Below are 17,185 nucleotides of genomic sequence, written 5' to 3'. Positions count from 1 at the left end.
CTACGCCGCCCGATCCGCGACGGCGGTCGTCCGGACGACCGCGGCCAGCGCACGCAGGACCACTGCCGGGTTTTCCCGGAAGTAGAAGTGGTCACCGGGGAACTGCCGCACGGTGACCGCCTCCGTCACGTGCTCCTGCCACGCGCGCAGCTCGTCCTCGCCGATCGAGTCGTCCCGGCCGCCGAACACCGTCAGCGGCACGGGCAACGGCTCCTCGGGACGCCACTCGTACGTCTCGAGCACCTGGTAGTCGGCCCGCAGGTACCGGGCGACCATGGCCTTCAGCTCGGGATCGGTGAGGATCTCGCCGGGCAGGCCGCCGTGCCGCGTGGCCACCTCGGCGATCAGCTCGTCGTCGGGCAGGCCGTGCACGGGCGGTTCGGTGCGCTGCGTCGAGGGCGCCGGGAAGCCGGAGACGATCAGGCGGTCCGGCAGCCGGCGCCCGGTGCGGCGCAGTTCGCGGACGACCTCGTAGGCCACCAGCGCGCCGAGGCTGTGCCCGAACACCGTGTACGGCGCGGTGGTCGGCATGACCTCGACCACCGCGGCCACCACTTCGTCCATGGTGGACAACACCGGTTCGGACAGCCGCGACCCGCGCCCGGGCAGCTGGACGGCGCTCAGCTCGACGGAAGGCAGCTGGCGCGACCAGCGGACGAACTCCGCGGCCGACCCGCCGCCGTGCGGGAAGCAGAACAGCTTGGGCCGGCCGGGCCGCGCCTGGCCCTGGACGAACCACCGGCCGGTGGGGCGGGGCTTCACGAGCGTTCGCCTCCCACCGCTTCGAAGGTCACCAGGTGCTCGACGACCGCGTCGATCGTCGGGTTGCTGAGCACCTCGATCGGCTGCACGGTCCGGCCGAGCACCACCGACAGGTCGGCGACGAGCACCAGCGTCATCGCCGAGTCGACCCCGAGCGACTCCCACGGCGCGCCCGGGTCGACCTCCTCCGGGCCGATGTCGAGGACGTCGGCGACGAACGTCGTCAGCCACGCCCGCAGGTCCTCCTCGTGCGCGTTCACGATGCGATCTCCGTAACGTCGGGAAGCAGCTCGGAAGCGCCGAGGATCTGCTCCAGGTAACCGTCGAGGAGTTCGACGGTCGGGTATTCGAGCACCGTCGCGACCGCGACCGTGATGCCGAACGCCGAGGAGATGGTGGCGACCAGCCGGGCCGCGAGCAGCGAGTCGCCGCCGGCTTCCAGGAAGTCGTCACCGAGGTCGGCGTGGCTGAGGCCGAGCACCGTGCACCAGATCTCGACGAGCTTGCGCTGCCGTTCGGTGCGCGGCGGCTTGGCCGGCCGCCCGGCCGCCGACGCCCGGCCGCGCGCCTTGGCGAGCGAGGCGCGGTCGACCTTGCCGGTGCTGGTGAGCGGGAGCTCGTTGATGGCGTGGATCGTGCTGGGCACCATGTGCTTCGGCAGGTGCAGCCCGAGGAACGCGCGCAGCTGCTCGCCGTCGAACCGGCGGCTCTCGTTCGGCGCCTGCCCGACGATCACGTCGAAGCCGACCGAAGCCATCCCGCTGCCCTCGGGCGTCAGCACGGCCGTGTCCGCGAACCCGGCCTCCGCCAGCTCGGAACACCACGTGGCCGCGTCGAGCAGCGGGTGCGCCGACCGCAGCTCGGTGTCCTCGTACCCGTCGAAACCCTGCTGCAGCCCCATGGTCAGGTCGAACCAGTCGTGGAACGCGGTCTGCTCGACCAGCAGCAGCATCCCGCCCGGTGCCAGCACCGAGCGCAGGTTGCCCACGGCGCGCCGGATCTGCTTGGCGTCGTGCAGCATGCTGCCCGCGATGACGAGGTCGAACGCCTTGCCGTCGAGACCCTGGATGTCGGCCGGCTTGTCGACGTCGAAGAGGTCGAAGCCGATGTTCGGGTAGTCCGCGTACTGTTCCCGCGCCCGCTCGGTGAAGTAGGTCGAGATGTCGGTGAACGTGTACTCGGCCCGTTCGGGCAGCAGCGGCACGACGTGCTTGGTCAAGGTGCCGTAACCCGCGCCGACCTCCAGGATCCGCAGCGGCTTGTCCTCGGGCCAAGCCGCGGTGACCCGCCGGATGGCTTCGGCGGCGGCGTGGTGCACCGGGCCGAACAGGTGCTCGTAGACCGCGGGGGTGCGGTCGTTCGCGTACAGCTCGGCGGAGTGCATGTTCTGGGTGAGCACGCCTTCGACGTTCGCCGCGATGGTCATCAGCCAGTCGGTCAGGTCGCTCGGCACGCCCAGCTTGTCACCGAGCACACGGTGCGTGGCGGCGACCAGCTCGTCCGGAACGGCCGTGGGCAGCGAACCCGGCAGCATGCCCCGCTCGGTCAGGTTGACGGCCGCGCGGTGCAGCCACCGCTCGTACCGCGGGGCCACACCCGCGGAGCGCAGCAGCGCCGGGACGTCGACCTCGTCGGTCACGCCGAACGAGCTCAGGGCCACCGCGGCCGCGTGGGCGTACACGTCGTTCAGCTGCGCCCACGCCGCCTGCAGCTCCGCGGCCGACGGGCCGGGGGCGGGCAGCGCGCCCTCGCACAAGGCGCGCCACGTCTGCGCCGACTCGGCCGGGTCGGCGGTTTCCTTGCGGTACAAGGAATCCGGCCCGTCCACGGCGTCACGGCCGGGGATGACATAACCGAGCAGCCGGGCGCCGGCGCCGTCGTCGTCCGCCTTCACCGCGACCGCGCGGTCGACGCCGGGGTGCTGGCCGAGCACGGCTTCGATCTCGCCGAGCTCGATGCGGTGCCCGCGGATCTTGACCTGTCCGTCGCGGCGGCCGAGGAACTCGATGATGCCGCCGGGCAGGTACCGGCCGTAGTCGCCGGTGCGGTAGAGCCGGACGCCGGTCACCGGGTGCCGCAGGAAGCTGGCGTCGGTCTTCTCCGGGTCGCGCCAGTACCCGCGGGCCAGGCCGGTGCCCTCGATGTACAGCTCACCCGGCACCCAGTCCGGGCAGGGCCGCAGCCCCGCGTCGAGGACGTGGAACCGCTGGTTCCGCAGCGGGACGCCGTAGGGGATGCTGCGCGTGCCTTCGGGCACCTCGTCGACCTGGTGGTAGTTGGACCAGATCGACGCCTCGGTCGCGCCGCCCATGCTGATCACGGTGGCGTCCGGCCAGAGGTCGTGGATGCGGCCGGGCAGGTCGACCGGGATCCAGTCACCGCTGAGCATGACCAGCCGCAGGCCCTCGGGAACGTCACCGACGGCTTCCACGTGGTCGACCAGCATCTGCATCTGCGCCGGCACGGAGTTCCACACGGTCACGCCGTGCTCGCTCATCAGCTCGGCCCAGTGCGCGGGCTCCCCGGCCTGGTCCGGGTCGGGCAGCACGAGCGCCGCGCCCGTGCCCAGCGCGCCGAACAGGTCGTACACGGACAGGTCGAAGCTCAGCTCCGCCAGCCCGAACACGCGGTCGTCGGCGGTCACGCCGAACCGCTCGGTGATGTCGGCGACGGTGTTCAGCGCCGACCGGTGCTCGATCATCACGCCCTTGGGCCGCCCGGTCGAGCCGGACGTGAACAGCACGTAGGCCAGGTCCGACGGCTCGGCGGTGCTCGACGGCGGGGCGTCGACGGCCGTCAGCTTGTCGATCGGCACCAGCGTGGTGGCACAGCCGGTCCAGTCGAGCTGGTCGGCCAGCCGGGAGGTGGTGACGACCGTGGTCGCCTGGCCGTCGGTGAGGATCCCGTTGCGCCGCTGCGCCGGGAGCCCGGCGCCGGCCGGCAGGTACGCCGCCCCGGCGAGCAGGACGCCGTACGCGGCCGCGACCTGGTCGGGGCCCTTGTCCAGGCTGACGCCGACCAGCCGGTCGCGCACCGGGGAGCCGTCCCCCGAACGCCGGATCGCGTCGGCCACCGCGCCCGCCCGGCCGGCGAGCTCGCGGTAGGTGACGGTGCCCGCGCTGGTGATGACGGCGGGGGCGTCCGGGTGCTCGGCGGCCGCGGTCAGGAACGGCTCGTGCAGCAGGCCGGCGGGCAGCGGGCCCGCGGTCCGGTTGACCTCGTCGCGTTCGGTGAGCTGGTACTGCGGCGGGGTGACCCGCAGTTCGCCGTCCCAGCAGGCGCTTTCGGCCGCGAGCCGTTCCACCAGACCGGTGTAGGCGGCGAACATGTCGTCGAGCAGGTTCGCCGGGAACAGCTCCTCGACGACGTCCCACGTCAGGTCGAGCGAGCCGGTGAAGTCGACGACCTGGTGGTCGAACCAGACCTGCGGGGTCTGGCTGATCCGGTAGGTGATGTCGCCGAAGAAGTCGCGCGGGCCGGTGACGTCGGCGACCGTGCCCAGGCCGCTGGTGAACACGACCGGCATGGTGCCGAACGCGGTGTCCAGCCCGAGCCGGCGGCGTTCCCGCAGCGTGTGCAGCGCGCTGACGTGCCGGTGCCGCAGGTCCTGCTGGAGCTGGCGCTGGGTGCGGCGCACGCGCTCTTCGAACGTGCCCTCGGCGGTGTCGACCTCCAGCAGGCAGATCGAGGTGAAGTCGCCGACCACCCGGCGCAGGTGCGGGTGCAGGATCCGGTGGCCTTCACCGTCTTCGGCGAGCAGCAGCGGAAGGCGGTTGAACAGCGTCAGGTTCAGCGTGAACTTCAGCGTCCCGCTCCACGCGGCGAGAACCTCGGAGAACGCGGTCGCCAGCACGGTCGTCGGGGTCAGCCCGCGCTCCTCGGACCGGTCGCGCAGGCGCTTCCAGGCGTCCGGGTCGAGCTGGAACTCGCGGTGGGTGAACCGCGGCTTGTGCACCGCGACCGGCGACGCGGCCAGCGGCAGGTCCGGCGGCGGCGCGAGCGTGGCGGCGCGCGACGTCCAGTATTCGAGGGCCCGCTGGGTGCGCGGGGAGTCCGCGTTGCGTTCCAGCGCGAGCACGTAGTCCCGGAAGGACACGTCGATCGGCGGGAGCTCGTGCGCCGGGTTCTCGCAGAGCAGCTGCCATTCGCTGAACAGCACCGTGACGCTGGCCAGGTCCACCATCAGCAGGTCGAGGCTGATGTGCAGGCGGTCGGCGTCGGCCAGGCGGGTGATGCGCACGTCGAACAGCGGCCACTGCGAAGCGTCGTACACCCGATGCGACATGTCGGACCGGATCTCTTCGAGCTTGCCCTCGACCTCGGCCGCGGGCGCGTCCCGCAGGTCGACGACGTCGATCACGAACCGGGGCACCTCGGGCAGCATGCGCTGGTTCCCGTCGGTGCCGACCACCGCGCGCAGCATGGGGTGCCGGTCGATGAGCCGGTTCCACGCCGTGGTCAGCGCGCCGGGGTCCAGCCGCCGGCCTTCGAGCTCGAAGTAGGCGTGCGGCGCGACGTTGCCCAGCACGAAGTTCGGCCCGCGACCGACCCAGTACGCGTACTGGATTTCGGTCAGCGGAAAGGGACTGTCGCTGTTGCCCTCGGCGGGTTCGCTCGTTTGTTGCGCGGCCATCCGGATCGCGTTCCTCTCCGTCTCCGACACAGGTCACTGCTGGTCAGCATGGTGTGTCCACGCAGTGGGAAGCACCTCCGGGTGTGCTATGCGCTGAGCACCTCCGGAGATGACATTCCGTTGCCGGCACGGTGTTCTTGACCCATGCGCGCATCGCACGGGGCCCGGTACGTCGTCTTCGACCGGCTCGACGAACACACCCTGCGGTTCCGCCCCGGGGTGAAGTGGGGTGCACCGGCGCCGGACGTGCTCCCGGCGTCGATCGCGGACATGGACTTCCCGGTCGCCGAGCCGATTTTGGCTTCCCTGCGGGGATATCTCGACCTGGGGGACCTCGGCTATCCGAATTGGACGGACAACGCGAGTCCGTTGCGCGAAGCCTTCGCCCAGCGGATGAACGCCCGCTACGACTGGTTTCCCGCCGCGGAGCACGTCCGTGAGTTCACCGACGTGACCCACGCCGTGCGGACGTCGCTGGAGCTGAGCACCCGGCCCGGGGACGGCGTCGCGATCCACACGCCGGCGTTCGGGCCGTTCCCGGCGATGATCAGGCAGCTGGGCCTGCGGATGGTCCCGATCCCGATGCTCGACACCCCGGCGGGCTGGGTGTTCGACGCCGAGGACTTCGCCCGCCGCGTCGCGCGCGAAGGGTGCCGGGCGCTGATCCTGGTCAACCCGCACAACCCGACCGGCCGGGTGTTCACCCGGGCCGAGCTGCTCGCGCTCGGCGAGGTCGCCGAACGCCACGACCTGACGGTGATCTCCGACGACCTGCACGCCGATCTGACCTACGCACCCCACCGGCACGTGCCGTTCGCGTCGATCGGCTCCGCGCTCGAAGCCCGGACGGTGACGCTGTACGGCGCGAGCAAGGCGTACAACCTCGCCGGCATGCGCTGCGCGGTCGGCCACGTGGGACCGGTGGCACTGCGGGAAAAGCTCGCCGCGCTGCCGGCCGGGCCGAACGTCAACGTGCTCGGCATGCGCGCGAGCCTCGCCGCCTGGACCGAGGCCTCCGACTGGCTGGACACCGTGGTCGGCTACCTCGACGACAACCGGCGGCTCATCGCCGGCATGCTCGCCGAGCGGCTGCCGGAAGTCCGGTACCACCTGCCGGAAGCGACCTACCTGGCCTGGCTGGACTGCCGGGCGCTCGGCTGCGGTGACAACCCCGCCGGGTACTTCCTGGAGCGGGCCCGGGTCGAGCTGGCCGCGGGCACCAAGTACAACCCCGGCGGCGACGGCTTCGTGCGGCTCAACTTCGGCACCGCGACCCCGGTGCTGCGCGCGATCCTCGACCGGATGACCGACTCGGTCGCGACCCCGCGACGACTGGCGAGCTGAAGGGGACCCGGCATGACAGACCGATCGCTCGGCCAGCACTGCGGCCTGGCGCGGGCATTCGAGATCATCGGCTCGCGGTGGTCGGTGCTCGTCGTCCGGGACCTGATCCTGGGCCCGAAGCACTTCGCCGAGCTGCACGAGACGCTGCCGCGCGTCACCGCGGAGATCCTGGAGCGCCGGCTCGGCGACCTCGTCGAGGACGGCGTGATCCGGGTCGGCGCGTCCGGCGCCTACGAGCTGACGGACTACGGCCGGGCGCTGGAGCCGGTCCTGATCCAGCTCGGCCTGTGGGGCGCGCGCTCGCTCGGCGACCCCCGCCCCGGTGACCTCTTCTCGCTGGACATCGTCATCCTCGCGCTGCGCTCGACGTTCCGCCCCGACCGCGCCCGCGGCGTCCGGGCGAGCTTCGAGATCCGCTTCGGGGAAATGGTCGTCGGCGCCCGCGTCGACGACGGTGTGCTCACGGTCGAGGAAGGCGAGCTCCCCGGTGCCGACCTCGTCATCGAGACGCCGTTGCTCAAGCACCTGATGGCCGGCGAGCTGAGCCCGACCGACGCGCTGTGGCTCGGCCTGATCGAGGCGAAGGGCGACCCCGGCCTGATCGCGACGTTCGTCCGGCTCTTCCACATCCCGGCGGCTCCCGAGACCCCAGCGGAAAGGATCCCCTCGTGATCGAGGACTGGAACGGCATCGAAGACCCGCGGCTCGTCGCGGAGAGGATGCTCGAGGGCTTCGCCGATCTCCCGGTCCTCGACTGCGGCCCGATCGCGGGCGGCCGGGGCCGGCTGCGCGCCATCTACGGCATGACCACGACCGAGTCGAGCTTCAAGTCGATCCTCGGGTTCGGGATCCTGCTGCTGGCCTACGAAGCCGGGCTGCTCGAGCCCGGCCAGACGGTGATCGAGTCGACGTCGGGCTCGCTCGGCGTCAGCCTGGCGCTGGCCGGGAAGATCCTCGGCAACCCGATCGAGCTCGTCACCGACCCGAACATCCCGGCGATCACCCGGCGCAAGATCGAGCTGCTCGGCGCCAAGCTGCACATCGTCAGCGGCCCGCACCCCACCGGCGGCACCCAGCAGTCCCGCGTCGAGCTCCTCGAGGCGCTGCTGCGGGAGCGTCCCGGCATGCACTGGACCGACCAGAACAACTCGGACCTCAACCCGGCGGTGTACCGCCGCTGGCTGGTGCCGAGCGTCACGCCGAAGCTGGACCTGGACTGGATCGACGCGGCGATCTTCGTCGTCGGCACCGGCGGCCACTTCGTCGGCCTGTCGGAAATGCTGCGCAGCAAGGGAATCCCGTGTTACGTGGCGGACCGGGTCGGCTCGGCGACGTTCGGCCTCGAGCCCGGCCCGAGCGTCCTGCGCGGCATCGGCAACATGAACTGCGTGCCGAAGGTGATCGGGTCCGGCATGCACCTGGTGGAGGACGTGTACTACTCGGACGACGAGGAAGCGGCCGAAGGGGTGCGTGAGCTCGCCGGCCGCGGCATCTACGCGGGCGGCACGTCGGGCATCGCGCTGCAGGGCGCGGTCAAGCTGGTCGAGGCCACCGGCGCGCGCAACATCCTGACGTTCTTCCCGGACCGCGGTGACCTCTACGGTGACCAGTTCCTCGGCGCGTCCCCGGAGACCGAGCTGGTGAAGGTGGCCGCCTAGCCGCGGTAATTCGGTACGACCCGCTCGCCGGAGCGTCTACATTCGGCGACATGGTCGTGCAGGGGTTCGCCCGGGACGCGTATGCGCCGGTGAAGGCCGCCTTCGCGGAGAATCTGGCCGGCGGCACGGACCTCGGCGCGGCCCTGTGCGTGACGGTCGAGGGGGAGCCGGTCGTCGACCTCTGGGGCGGCTTCGCCGACGCGGCGGGCGCCCGCCCGTGGGACCGCGACACCATCGTCAACGTCTACTCGACCACCAAGACCGTGACCGCCCTGACCGCGCTGCTGCTCGCCGACCGCGGTGAGCTCGACCTCGACGCGCCGGTGGCCCGCTACTGGCCCGAGTTCGCGGCGAACGGCAAGCAGGACGTCAAGGTCAGCCACGTGCTGAGCCACTCGGCCGGGCTGCCCGGCTGGCGGCAGCCGATGCGCACCGAAGACCTCTACGACTGGGAAAAGGCCACCACGCTGCTGGCCGCGCAGGAGCTCGACTGGGCGCCCGGCACGGCGTGCGGGTACCACGGGCTGACCCACGGTTACCTCGTCGGCGAGGTGGTGCGCCGCATCACCGGGCGTTCGCTGGGGACGGTGCTGCGCGAGGAGATCACCGGGCCGCTGGCCGCCGACTTCCACATCGGACTGCCGGCGGCCGAAGAGCCGCGCGTCGCCGAACTGGTGGCGCCGCCGGACGGGCCGCCGCCCGAGCTCGCCGTGACCGAACTGCAGAAACGTGTGGGCGGCAACCCGGCGCCCGAGGTGGCGGAGGTCAACTCCCGCGCCTGGCGGGCCGCCGAAATCCCGGCCGCCGGCGGGACCGGCAACGCGCGTGCGGTGGCGCGGATCCACACCATCCTCGCCAACGGCGGTGTCGCGGACGGGCGGCGCTTCATGTCCGAGGCCGGCTGCCGGCGTGCGCTCGAACTGCAGGTCTCGGGGCAGGACCTGATTCTGAACATGCCCGTGCGGTTCGGCCTCGGGTTCGCGCTCGGCGATCGTCTGATGCCCAACCCGAACACCCTCTACTGGGGCGGTTACGGTGGTTCGCTGACCATCGTCGACCTCGACGCCCGCACCGCCTTCTGCTACGTGATGAACCGGATGTCCGGCAAGGTCGGCGACCTGCGGGGCGTCGGCCTCGCGATGGTCCTGTGGGAAGCGATGGGAATCCTTTGACAGCAGTGGAAATCCGGGCCACGACGGACAACGACCGAGACGTCTTCCTCGACACGTTCCACACCGCCCTCGGGCGCTTCACGGAACCCCAGGCCGACGGCGGCGGCGCCTGGTGGTCGGCCCTCGAAATGGACCGCAACCTGCTCGCGGTGACGGCGGACGGGCGGCCCGTCGGCACCGCCGGGGCGTACTCCTTCGAGCTCACCCTGCCCGGGGAGGTCATCGTCCCGGCCGCCGGGGTGACCGCCGTCGGCGTCCTGCCCTCGCACCGGCGGCGGGGTGTGCTCAGCGCGATGATGCGTCACCAGCTCGGCGAACTGCGGGCGCGCGGGGAGTTCCTCTCCGTGCTGCTGGCCTCCGAGGCCTTGATCTACCGCAGGTTCGGCTACGGACCGGCGACCTACACCTCCCGGCTGACCGTGCCGCGCCACCGGGCCGCCTTCGCGGCGACCCGGGCGCCCGGCACCCCGGACGCCGGCTCGATCGAGGTGGTGCGCCGGGCCGGCTCCGGTGAGCTGATGGAAGAGATCTACGACCGGTACCGCCGCGCCCAGCCCGGCGCGCTGTCCCGGCCACACCGCTGGTGGGCTTCGCGTGCGGGGCAGCCGCCCACCTCGCCGGCGCCGCGTCACATCGCCGTCCACCGGGACGCCGACGGCGTCGCGGACGGGTACGCCAGCTACTCGCTCGACCCGCCCGGCACCACCTTGACGGTCGACGAGACCATCACCGCCGACGACACCGTCTCGACGGCCTTGGCCCGGTTCGTGCTCGAACACGACCTGGTCACCCAGATCGTGTTCAAGCACTGCCCGCCCGGGCACCCGCTGCGCTGGCAGCTCACGGACTTCCGCGCCGGCCAGCCGAGCGACGAGACCGACTGGCTCTGGGTGCGGCTGCTGGACGTCCCGCGGGCGCTGACCGCGCGCGGCTGGTTCACCGACGGCGAGCTGGTCCTCGACGTCGACGACCCGATCGGCGGCGAGCACGGCCGCCACCTGCTGACCGTCCGCGACGGCAAGGCCGAGTGCGTTCCGACGGACCGCGAGCCCGACCTGTCCCTGGACGTGAGCGACCTCGGCTCGATCTACCTCGGCGGAACGGCCCCGAGCACGCTGGTGCGCGCCGGCCACATCCGCGCCCACCGCCCCGGTGTGGCCGACCTCGCGGACACCCTCTTCCGTGGCGAGCGGCCGCCGCACTGCGTGCACTGGTTCTGAGCCGTCACTCCGAGCCCTGCTGCGAGTGCCTCGGCAGGAGCCCGACCAGCACGAACACCAGGACGTAGACGCCGGCGCAGATGCCGAAAACCAGTTCGGCGGCGGTGAGGTACGACGTGGTGGACGGCTGCCCGACGCGGGCGAAGAACACGGTGCCCAGCGCGGCGACGCCGATGGCGTTGGCGAACTGCTGGGCGGCGTTGAGCACACCCGCGCCGGTGCCGACCTCCTCGGTCGTGGCGTCGCCGAGGACGAAGTCGAACAGCGGGACGAACAGCAGCCCGGAGCCGAAGCCGGTCACGAGCAAGGCCGGCGCCAGCTTCCACGCGGTGAGATCGGCACCCCAGTGCGCGGTCGACCACCAGAGGGCGAGCAGGCCGAGGACGGCGATGGCCAGTCCTGAGTGGAGGTTGGCGCGCCCGAGCTTTGCGGCGAGCACCGCGCCGGAGAGCAGGGTGGCGGCCGCGGTGCCCGCCGCCCAGGGGATCAGCGCAAGGCCGGTCTGCAGTGGTGTCCAGCCCAGCCCGGACTGGAGCAGCAGGTTGACCACCAGGACGAACGCGCTGAGCGCGGCGTAGAACCCGCCGACGATCAGCAGGCCGACGACGAAGCTGCGGTTGCCGAACAGCGACCGGGTGATGACGGGGTGGCTGCTGCGGCGTTCGGATCCGGCGAACAGGCCGAACACCACCAGTGAAGCGGCGATCATCGTGTACGTCCACAGTGGCCAGCCCAGCTCGCGGCCCTGGATGAGCGGCACGATCAGCAGCGCCGAACCGGCGGTGAGCAGGCCGACCCCGCGGAGGTCGAGACGGGCACCGCGGTCTTCGCCGCTGTGCCGCGGCAGGACGAACCAGCCGAGCGCGGCGGCGAGGATGCCGAACGGGACGTTGATCAGGAAGATCGAGCGCCACTGGCTGCCGAACAGGTCCAGGTGCAGCAGCCAGCCGGCGAGGATCGGGCCGGCCACCATGGCCAGCCCCATGATCGGCCCGAACGGCATCAGCGCCTTGCGCAGGTGCTCGGGCGGGAAGACGATCTTCACCAGCGCCAGGCCCTGCGGGATCATCACCGACCCGAACAGGCCCTGGAACACGCGGGCGGCGATCAGGAACCCGGCGCTCGGCGCGAGCCCGCAGGCCAGCGACGCGACGGTGAAGCCGGCCATCCCGAGCTGGAACAGCCGGCGGCGGCCGATCAGGTCGCCGAGCCGGCCGGAGGTGACCAGGCCGAGCGCGAAGGCCGCGGTGTAGGCGGACAGCACCCATTGCAGCGTCATCGGCCCGCCGCCGAGGTCGGCGCGGATCGAGGGGCCGGCGAGGTTGGCGACGCTGGTGTCGACGAGGTCCATGAGCTCGGCGACGATCACGACCACCAGGACCAGCCAAGCCTGGCCGAGGGGGAGTGGTGCCACTCGTGGCGAACTAAGTTCGAGGTTCACGAACTCATCGGCGCCTTCACGCGGGCCCTGGCCGGCACTTTCGCCGCCCACGACCGGATCTTCCCGGAGCTCCTCGACGGCCAGCGCGCCGACGGCCGTGACCGGGGCCTGCAGGCGTTGGCGACGATCCAGCAGGCCCTCGTCGAAGCGGCCCAGCCGTACCTCGGGGAGATCCGGCGGGCGGACCGCGCGCCGGCTGTTCAGGTGGCCGCTCGATCGATCATCGGGGCGTGCGTGCACCGAGCCGCCACGTGCCGCTACTGGCCGGACGACCTGTCTTGGACGACGTGGGCAGCGGAAACCACCGAGATGGCGCTCGCCTACCTGACCTCACCGGATCGGTGACGAACAGCGCCCCGAAAAACTTCTCGAAAAAAATCCTGGCCGCGTTGTCGGATCCCAGCAGCGGTCTTCGTAGCAGGGGTGAGGCCGCCCGCAAGGGGACGGCGCCGAGGCGAAGGAACCGCGATCATGAAGCTCACGACCATCACCCAGATCACCCTCGACGGAGTCACGCAGGGAAACGGCGGCGCGTCGGACGAGGACCGCAAAAACGGGTTCGAGCGGGGCGGCTGGGCGCTCGGGAAGGGTGACGACGAGACCCGCGCCTTCATCACGCAGACCTACCAGCGCGCCGAGGCGTTCCTGTTCGGCCGACGCACCTACGACCTGTTCGCCGGCTCCTGGGGTTCGAACGACCAGATGCGCGCGCACCCCGTCGGCGTGGCCTTGGCCGAGGCCCCCAAGTACGTCGCCTCGACCACGCTCACCGAGCCGGGCTGGGCGGACACGACCGTTCTCGGCGGTGACCTCGCGGCGGCCGTCGGGGAACTGAAGGCCAAGCCCGGGGGTGAGCTGCAGGTGCACGGCAGCAGCACCCTGGTCCGGTGGCTGTTGGCGAACGAGCTGGTCGACGAGATGATCCTGATCGTGGTCCCGGTGATCCTCGGCCAGGGCGCGAGACTGTTCCCGGAGAACGGTCCGGATCTCGCGCTCGGCCTGGTCGAGTCGCGGGCCGACTCGAAGGGCGTGCTGACCCAGGTCTACCGGCCGGCCGGGCGCCCGCAGTACGCGGGAAACTGACCTGCCCACACCACAGGAGAGGATCTTCGGATGCAGTACCTGGTTTCCGTGATCGACGACAAGAGCAATCCCGGCAGCGCGGACCGGCAGCCCGCCATCAGCGAGTTCAACGACCGGCTGATCGCCGAGGGCTACTGGGTTTTTGCGGGCGGCCTGGCGGACACCGACTCGGCCACGGTGATCGACAACCGGGGCGAGCAGGCGGTGCTCAGCGACGGGCCGTTCGTGGAGTCGAAGGAGTACCTCGCGGGCGTCTGGGTGTGGGAGGCCCCCGATCTGGACGTGGCGCTCAAGCTCGCCACCGAGGCGTCGAAGATCTGCGACCGGAAGATCGAGGTGCGGCCGTTCCGGTGAGTGTGAGCGTGAGCGAAGTCGAAGCGGCGATCACCCGGGTGCACCAGGAGGAGTGGGCCCGCGTGGTCGCCGCGCTGACCAGGCGGTTCGGTGACCTCGACATCGCCGAGGAGGCGGCCGCCGAGGCGTTCGCGACCGCCGTCGAGCGGTGGCCGGCCGATGGTGTGCCGCCCAATCCCGGCGCGTGGCTGACCACCACCGCCACCCGCAAGGCCATCGACCGGATCCGGCGCGAGAGCAAGCGCGACGACAAGCACAAGGAGGCTCTGATGGTGTCCGACGACGACCCGCTCGAGCCTCCCGCCGCCATCGGCGACGACCGGCTCCGGCTGGTCTTCACCTGCTGTCACCCGGCGCTGGCGATGGACGCCCGTCTGGCGCTGACCCTGCGGATGGTCGGCGGGCTGACCGTGCCCGAGATCGCCCGCGCGTTCCTGGTCGCGGAGCCGGCCATGGGGCAGCGGATCACCCGCGCGAAGGCCAAGATCAAGGCGGCCCGCATCCCTTATCGCGTGCCGGAAGCGGAAGATCTCCCGGCTCGCGTGACCGGCGTGCTCGCCGTCCTGTTCCTCGTCTTCAACGAGGGTTACCTGGCCACCGGCGCCGGCACCGATCCGGTGCGGCACGAGCTGACCGCCGAGGCGATCCGGCTCACGCGGCTGGTCCGCGCCCTCCTGCCGGACGACGGCGAGGTGGCCGGGCTACTGGCGATGATGCTCCTCATCGAGGCCCGCCGCCCCGCTCGCGTCTCGGCCGGCGGTGAACTGGTCGCCCTCGACGAGCAGGACCGCGGGGCCTGGGACACGGCGCTGATCGCCGAGGGGCACCGGCTGGTGCGCGAGCGCCTCGTCGCGGCCGCCGCCGGGGTCCCGCCGGGCCGCTACCAGATCCTCGCCGCGATCAACGCCGTGCACACCTCCGCCCGCGACGTCCGCGACACCGACTGGTCGCAGGTCGTCGCGCTCTACGACCAGCTCGTCCGCCTCGACCCCTCGCCGGTCGTCACGCTCAACCGGGCCATCGCGGTCGCCGAGCTCGACGGCCCGGAGGTGGCGCTGGCGGCTGTCGACCGGCTCGAGGACAAGCTGGCCGGCTACCACGCCTTCCACGTCACCCGCGCCGACCTCCTGCGCCGGCTGGGCCGGAGCCAGGAGTCGCGCGCGGCGTACGACAAGGCCATCGAGCTGGCGGGCAACACCGCCGAGACCGCCTACCTGACCCGCCGCCGTGACCAGCTGGGCCGGCCGCTCGCGTCCGAGGGGGACACCTGACAGAGTGAGCCGATGTTCAAGCAGGTGGCCGACGGCGTCTGGGTCCGGCAGAGCGAGTGGGTCTGGAGCAACGCCGTCGTGGTGCGCGGGGAGGCCGGCCTGATCGTGGTCGATCCCGGCATCAGCGGCTCCGATCTCGACCAGCTCGCCGACGAAGTCGACCGGCTCGGCATTCCGGTGGTCGCCGGGTTTTCCACCCACCCGCACTGGGACCACCTGCTCTGGCACGCGCGGTTCGGCGACGTGCCGCGCTACGCCACCGCCGCCTGCGCCCGGGTTGCCGGTGAAGCCCGGGAGCGGGCGCAGAAGATGGCGGCGGAAAGCGCGTCAGGCATCCCGCTCGACCTGATCGGGCTCCTCACCCCGCTGCCCGCGGACGGGGGACCGGTGCCGGGCGAGCTCATCGAGCACGACGCGCACGCCGTCGGCCACGCCGCGATCCTCCTCGCGGACCGGGGTGTCCTGCTCGCCGGCGACATGCTTTCCGACGTCCTGATCCCGCTGCTCGACGCTCGCCGGCCCGATCAGGTGAGCGCCTACGAAGCGGCCCTCGACCGGCTGGACGAGGCTGCCCGCCACGTCGACGTCCTGGTCCCCGGCCACGGCGCAGTGGCCCGGGGACCGGAGGTGGCGGCCCGCGTCGCCGCCGATCGCGCCTACCTCGACGCGGTGCGGCGGGGAGACGAACCGGTCGACGTGCGGCTCGACCAGGACTGGCTCGCCGGCCCCCACCAGTCGAACGTGGCGCAGGTCCGCCACTCGTCCGAGTGAACTTCGCTCAGGCCCGCGGCTCGTCTTCGAGCACGCCGACCTGGTCCGGGTCCTCCGGCGCGGGCATGTGCCGGATGCTCTCACTGCCCTTGTGATCGTGGGCGCGGTTGTACCGGGAATCCAGCACCCGGCCCAATTTGTGCGCCGCGCCGGCGTACGCGTCGTCCACGGTCGTCGCGTGATGGGTCACCGCAACCGGTTGTTTGCCACCGGGCCGTGCCTCGATCACGCACTTCTTGTCGTCCGGTTTGCCGCCGCCGTCTTCGCTGAGGTGCACCTCCACCCGGGTCAACCATCCGCCGAACCGGGAGAGGCTGTTCTCCAGATCGGTGGTCACAAAGGTGGCCAGTCGTTCGCCACCGTGGATGTTGTGGTCGGTGTTGACCTGGATCTGCACGAGCACCCTCCAAAGCGGGACAGCGATGAACTCCGTCAGTACCACGGGGGCCGCCGGCTCAAACTCGCCGGCGGGATACCCTGCTTGCTCCGAACCGCGTGACCGAGGAGCCGATGCCGGGATGACGTCAGAGCGAACGCTGCCCACGCAGGACGACGTGCTCGGCTACTTCGACACGCTGTCGAACTGGGGCCGGTGGGGCGAAGACGACGAGCTCGGCACCCTGAACCACATCACCGACGACGTCCGGCTGGCGGCGGCGCGGGCCGTGCGCCACGGCAAGAGCGTGTCGTGTGCCTGGGAAGTCGCCGTGCCGGACGAAATGGAGCGCTCGACGACGACGTGCCCGTGCGCCGCCGAGATGCCGGGCGCCGAACACATGCCGCTGGCCGCGTTCCGCAACGACCGGCGCTGGGGTTACTCCAACGAGCACCTCGGAATCCTGTTCCACGGCAACACGATCACCCACGTCGACTCGCCGTGCCACATCTTCTGGGACGGCCAGATGTACAACGGGCGGTCGCACTCGTTGGTCGACGCCGCAACGGGATCGTCGTGGGCGGCCGTCACGGCGGCGGCGAACGGGATCGTCACCCGGGGTGTCCTGCTGGACGTCGCGCAGGTCCGCGACGTGCCGTGGCTGGAATCGGGGGAGGGCGTGTTCCCCGAAGATCTCGAAGAGGCCGAACGTCGCCAGGGTGTGCAGGTGCGTCCCGGCGACGCGGTGCTCCTGCGGACCGGCTACGGCCGTTCCCGGCACGAGTCCGGTGACGCCGGCGGCTTCACGCAGGCCGGCTGGCACGCGTCCTGCCTGCCGTGGCTGCACGAACGGGGAGTCGCGCTGATCGGCGCGGACACCCCGCAGGACGTTCAGCCGTCGGGGTACGACGACCTGCTGATGCCGGTGCACGCCGTGAGCCTCGTCGCGATGGGCCTGTGGCTGCTCGACAACTGCGACCTGGAAGCGTGCGCGACGACGGCGGCCGAGCTCGGCCAGTGGGACTTCCAGCTCGCGGTCGCGCCGGTCCGCTTCGCCGGCACGTCCGGCAGCCCGGTCAACCCGATCGCCACGTTCTGAC

15 protein-coding genes are annotated in these 17,185 nt (G+C 71.5%); 10 read left to right on the top strand and 5 right to left on the bottom strand.

From position 1 onward, the window contains the following. The 3 genes from ACIA5G_RS42215 to ACIA5G_RS42205 are packed head-to-tail and all read right to left on the bottom strand — an operon-like array spanning position 1 to position 5,395. Complete coding sequence (locus ACIA5G_RS42215; protein WP_395933942.1) at positions 1 to 762, bottom strand: thioesterase II family protein; 762 nt, start codon at positions 760 to 762, stop codon at positions 1 to 3. Further along, complete coding sequence (locus ACIA5G_RS42210; RefSeq protein ID WP_395933940.1) at positions 759 to 1,022, bottom strand: acyl carrier protein; 264 nt, start codon at positions 1,020 to 1,022, stop codon at positions 759 to 761. Before ACIA5G_RS42210 ends, ACIA5G_RS42215 begins: the two co-directional genes overlap by 4 nt. Next, complete coding sequence (locus ACIA5G_RS42205) at positions 1,019 to 5,395, bottom strand: amino acid adenylation domain-containing protein (RefSeq protein WP_395933938.1); 4,377 nt, start codon at positions 5,393 to 5,395, stop codon at positions 1,019 to 1,021. The genes ACIA5G_RS42210 and ACIA5G_RS42205 overlap by 4 nt, the downstream gene beginning before the upstream one ends. A gap of 144 nt (positions 5,396 to 5,539) precedes the next feature. On the opposite strand from ACIA5G_RS42205, the gene ACIA5G_RS42200 reads away from it, so the two are divergent. From ACIA5G_RS42200 to ACIA5G_RS42180, 5 genes are read left to right on the top strand one after another with little or no spacing between them, the layout of a single operon-like run. Further along, positions 5,540 to 6,739 carry a MalY/PatB family protein gene (locus tag ACIA5G_RS42200; RefSeq protein WP_395933936.1) on the top strand — a complete coding sequence of 400 codons (1,200 nt, stop codon included), beginning with the start codon at positions 5,540 to 5,542 and terminating at the stop codon, positions 6,737 to 6,739. 12 nt (positions 6,740 to 6,751) lie between these two features. Next, entirely contained in the window at positions 6,752 to 7,411 is a 660-nt protein-coding gene (locus tag ACIA5G_RS42195; protein ID WP_395933934.1) for a winged helix-turn-helix transcriptional regulator, read from the top strand. Beyond that, the gene (locus ACIA5G_RS42190; RefSeq protein ID WP_395933932.1) at positions 7,408 to 8,397 is read left to right on the top strand and encodes a PLP-dependent cysteine synthase family protein; all 990 of its coding nucleotides are present in this window, start codon (positions 7,408 to 7,410) and stop codon (positions 8,395 to 8,397) included. Before ACIA5G_RS42195 ends, ACIA5G_RS42190 begins: the two co-directional genes overlap by 4 nt. Before the next feature lie 50 nt (positions 8,398 to 8,447). After that, entirely contained in the window at positions 8,448 to 9,569 is a 1,122-nt protein-coding gene (locus ACIA5G_RS42185) for a serine hydrolase domain-containing protein (RefSeq protein WP_395933930.1), read from the top strand. Positions 9,570 to 9,574: 5 nt separating this feature from the next. Then, complete coding sequence (locus tag ACIA5G_RS42180; protein WP_395934424.1) at positions 9,575 to 10,789, top strand: GNAT family N-acetyltransferase; 1,215 nt, start codon at positions 9,575 to 9,577, stop codon at positions 10,787 to 10,789. Between the two features lie 4 nt (positions 10,790 to 10,793). Here the strand turns inward: ACIA5G_RS42180 and ACIA5G_RS42175 are convergent, their stop codons facing one another. After that, the gene (locus ACIA5G_RS42175) at positions 10,794 to 12,470 is read right to left on the bottom strand and encodes an MFS transporter (protein WP_395933928.1); all 1,677 of its coding nucleotides are present in this window, start codon (positions 12,468 to 12,470) and stop codon (positions 10,794 to 10,796) included. Between the two features lie 231 nt (positions 12,471 to 12,701). Here ACIA5G_RS42175 and ACIA5G_RS42170 point away from each other — a divergent pair, with 231 nt between their 5' ends. The 4 genes from ACIA5G_RS42170 to ACIA5G_RS42155 are packed head-to-tail and all read left to right on the top strand — an operon-like array spanning position 12,702 to position 15,709. Beyond that, positions 12,702 to 13,313: a dihydrofolate reductase family protein gene (locus tag ACIA5G_RS42170; RefSeq protein ID WP_395933926.1), complete on the top strand. Its 612-nt coding sequence runs from the start codon at positions 12,702 to 12,704 to the stop codon at positions 13,311 to 13,313. Positions 13,314 to 13,343: 30 nt separating this feature from the next. After that, positions 13,344 to 13,667 carry a YciI family protein gene (locus tag ACIA5G_RS42165; RefSeq protein WP_395933924.1) on the top strand — a complete coding sequence of 108 codons (324 nt, stop codon included), beginning with the start codon at positions 13,344 to 13,346 and terminating at the stop codon, positions 13,665 to 13,667. An 8-nt stretch (positions 13,668 to 13,675) separates the two neighbouring features. Beyond that, entirely contained in the window at positions 13,676 to 14,938 is a 1,263-nt protein-coding gene (locus ACIA5G_RS42160; RefSeq protein WP_395933922.1) for an RNA polymerase sigma factor, read from the top strand. Between the two features lie 12 nt (positions 14,939 to 14,950). After that, entirely contained in the window at positions 14,951 to 15,709 is a 759-nt protein-coding gene (locus ACIA5G_RS42155) for an MBL fold metallo-hydrolase (RefSeq protein ID WP_395933920.1), read from the top strand. 7 nt (positions 15,710 to 15,716) lie between these two features. Here ACIA5G_RS42155 and ACIA5G_RS42150 read toward each other — a convergent pair whose 3' ends face one another. Beyond that, positions 15,717 to 16,253, bottom strand: a complete 537-nt coding sequence (locus ACIA5G_RS42150) for an HPF/RaiA family ribosome-associated protein (RefSeq protein WP_395933918.1) — start codon at positions 16,251 to 16,253, stop codon at positions 15,717 to 15,719. Here ACIA5G_RS42150 and ACIA5G_RS42145 point away from each other — a divergent pair. Further along, positions 16,228 to 17,184 carry a cyclase family protein gene (locus ACIA5G_RS42145; protein ID WP_395933916.1) on the top strand — a complete coding sequence of 319 codons (957 nt, stop codon included), beginning with the start codon at positions 16,228 to 16,230 and terminating at the stop codon, positions 17,182 to 17,184. The genes ACIA5G_RS42150 and ACIA5G_RS42145 overlap by 26 nt on opposite strands. Position 17,185 lies beyond the last annotated feature (1 nt).

This window comes from Amycolatopsis sp. NPDC051758 (genome assembly GCF_044453095.1).
Lineage (GTDB): Bacteria > Actinomycetota > Actinomycetes > Mycobacteriales > Pseudonocardiaceae > Amycolatopsis.
This window is presented reverse-complemented; position numbering and strand designations above follow the sequence as displayed.

Excerpts from the sequence above, each read along its gene's own strand:
- ACIA5G_RS42205 (WP_395933938.1), bottom strand. The coding sequence starts at position 5,395 with ATGGCCGCGCAACAAACGAGCGAACCCGCCGAGGGCAACAGCGACAGT.
- ACIA5G_RS42200 (WP_395933936.1), top strand. The coding sequence starts at position 5,540 with ATGCGCGCATCGCACGGGGCCCGGTACGTCGTCTTCGACCGGCTCGAC.
- ACIA5G_RS42195 (WP_395933934.1), top strand. The coding sequence starts at position 6,752 with ATGACAGACCGATCGCTCGGCCAGCACTGCGGCCTGGCGCGGGCATTC.
- ACIA5G_RS42185 (WP_395933930.1), top strand. The coding sequence starts at position 8,448 with ATGGTCGTGCAGGGGTTCGCCCGGGACGCGTATGCGCCGGTGAAGGCC.
- ACIA5G_RS42170 (WP_395933926.1), top strand. The coding sequence starts at position 12,702 with ATGAAGCTCACGACCATCACCCAGATCACCCTCGACGGAGTCACGCAG.
- ACIA5G_RS42165 (WP_395933924.1), top strand. The coding sequence starts at position 13,344 with ATGCAGTACCTGGTTTCCGTGATCGACGACAAGAGCAATCCCGGCAGC.
- ACIA5G_RS42155 (WP_395933920.1), top strand. The coding sequence starts at position 14,951 with ATGTTCAAGCAGGTGGCCGACGGCGTCTGGGTCCGGCAGAGCGAGTGG.
- ACIA5G_RS42145 (WP_395933916.1), top strand. The coding sequence starts at position 16,228 with ATGACGTCAGAGCGAACGCTGCCCACGCAGGACGACGTGCTCGGCTAC.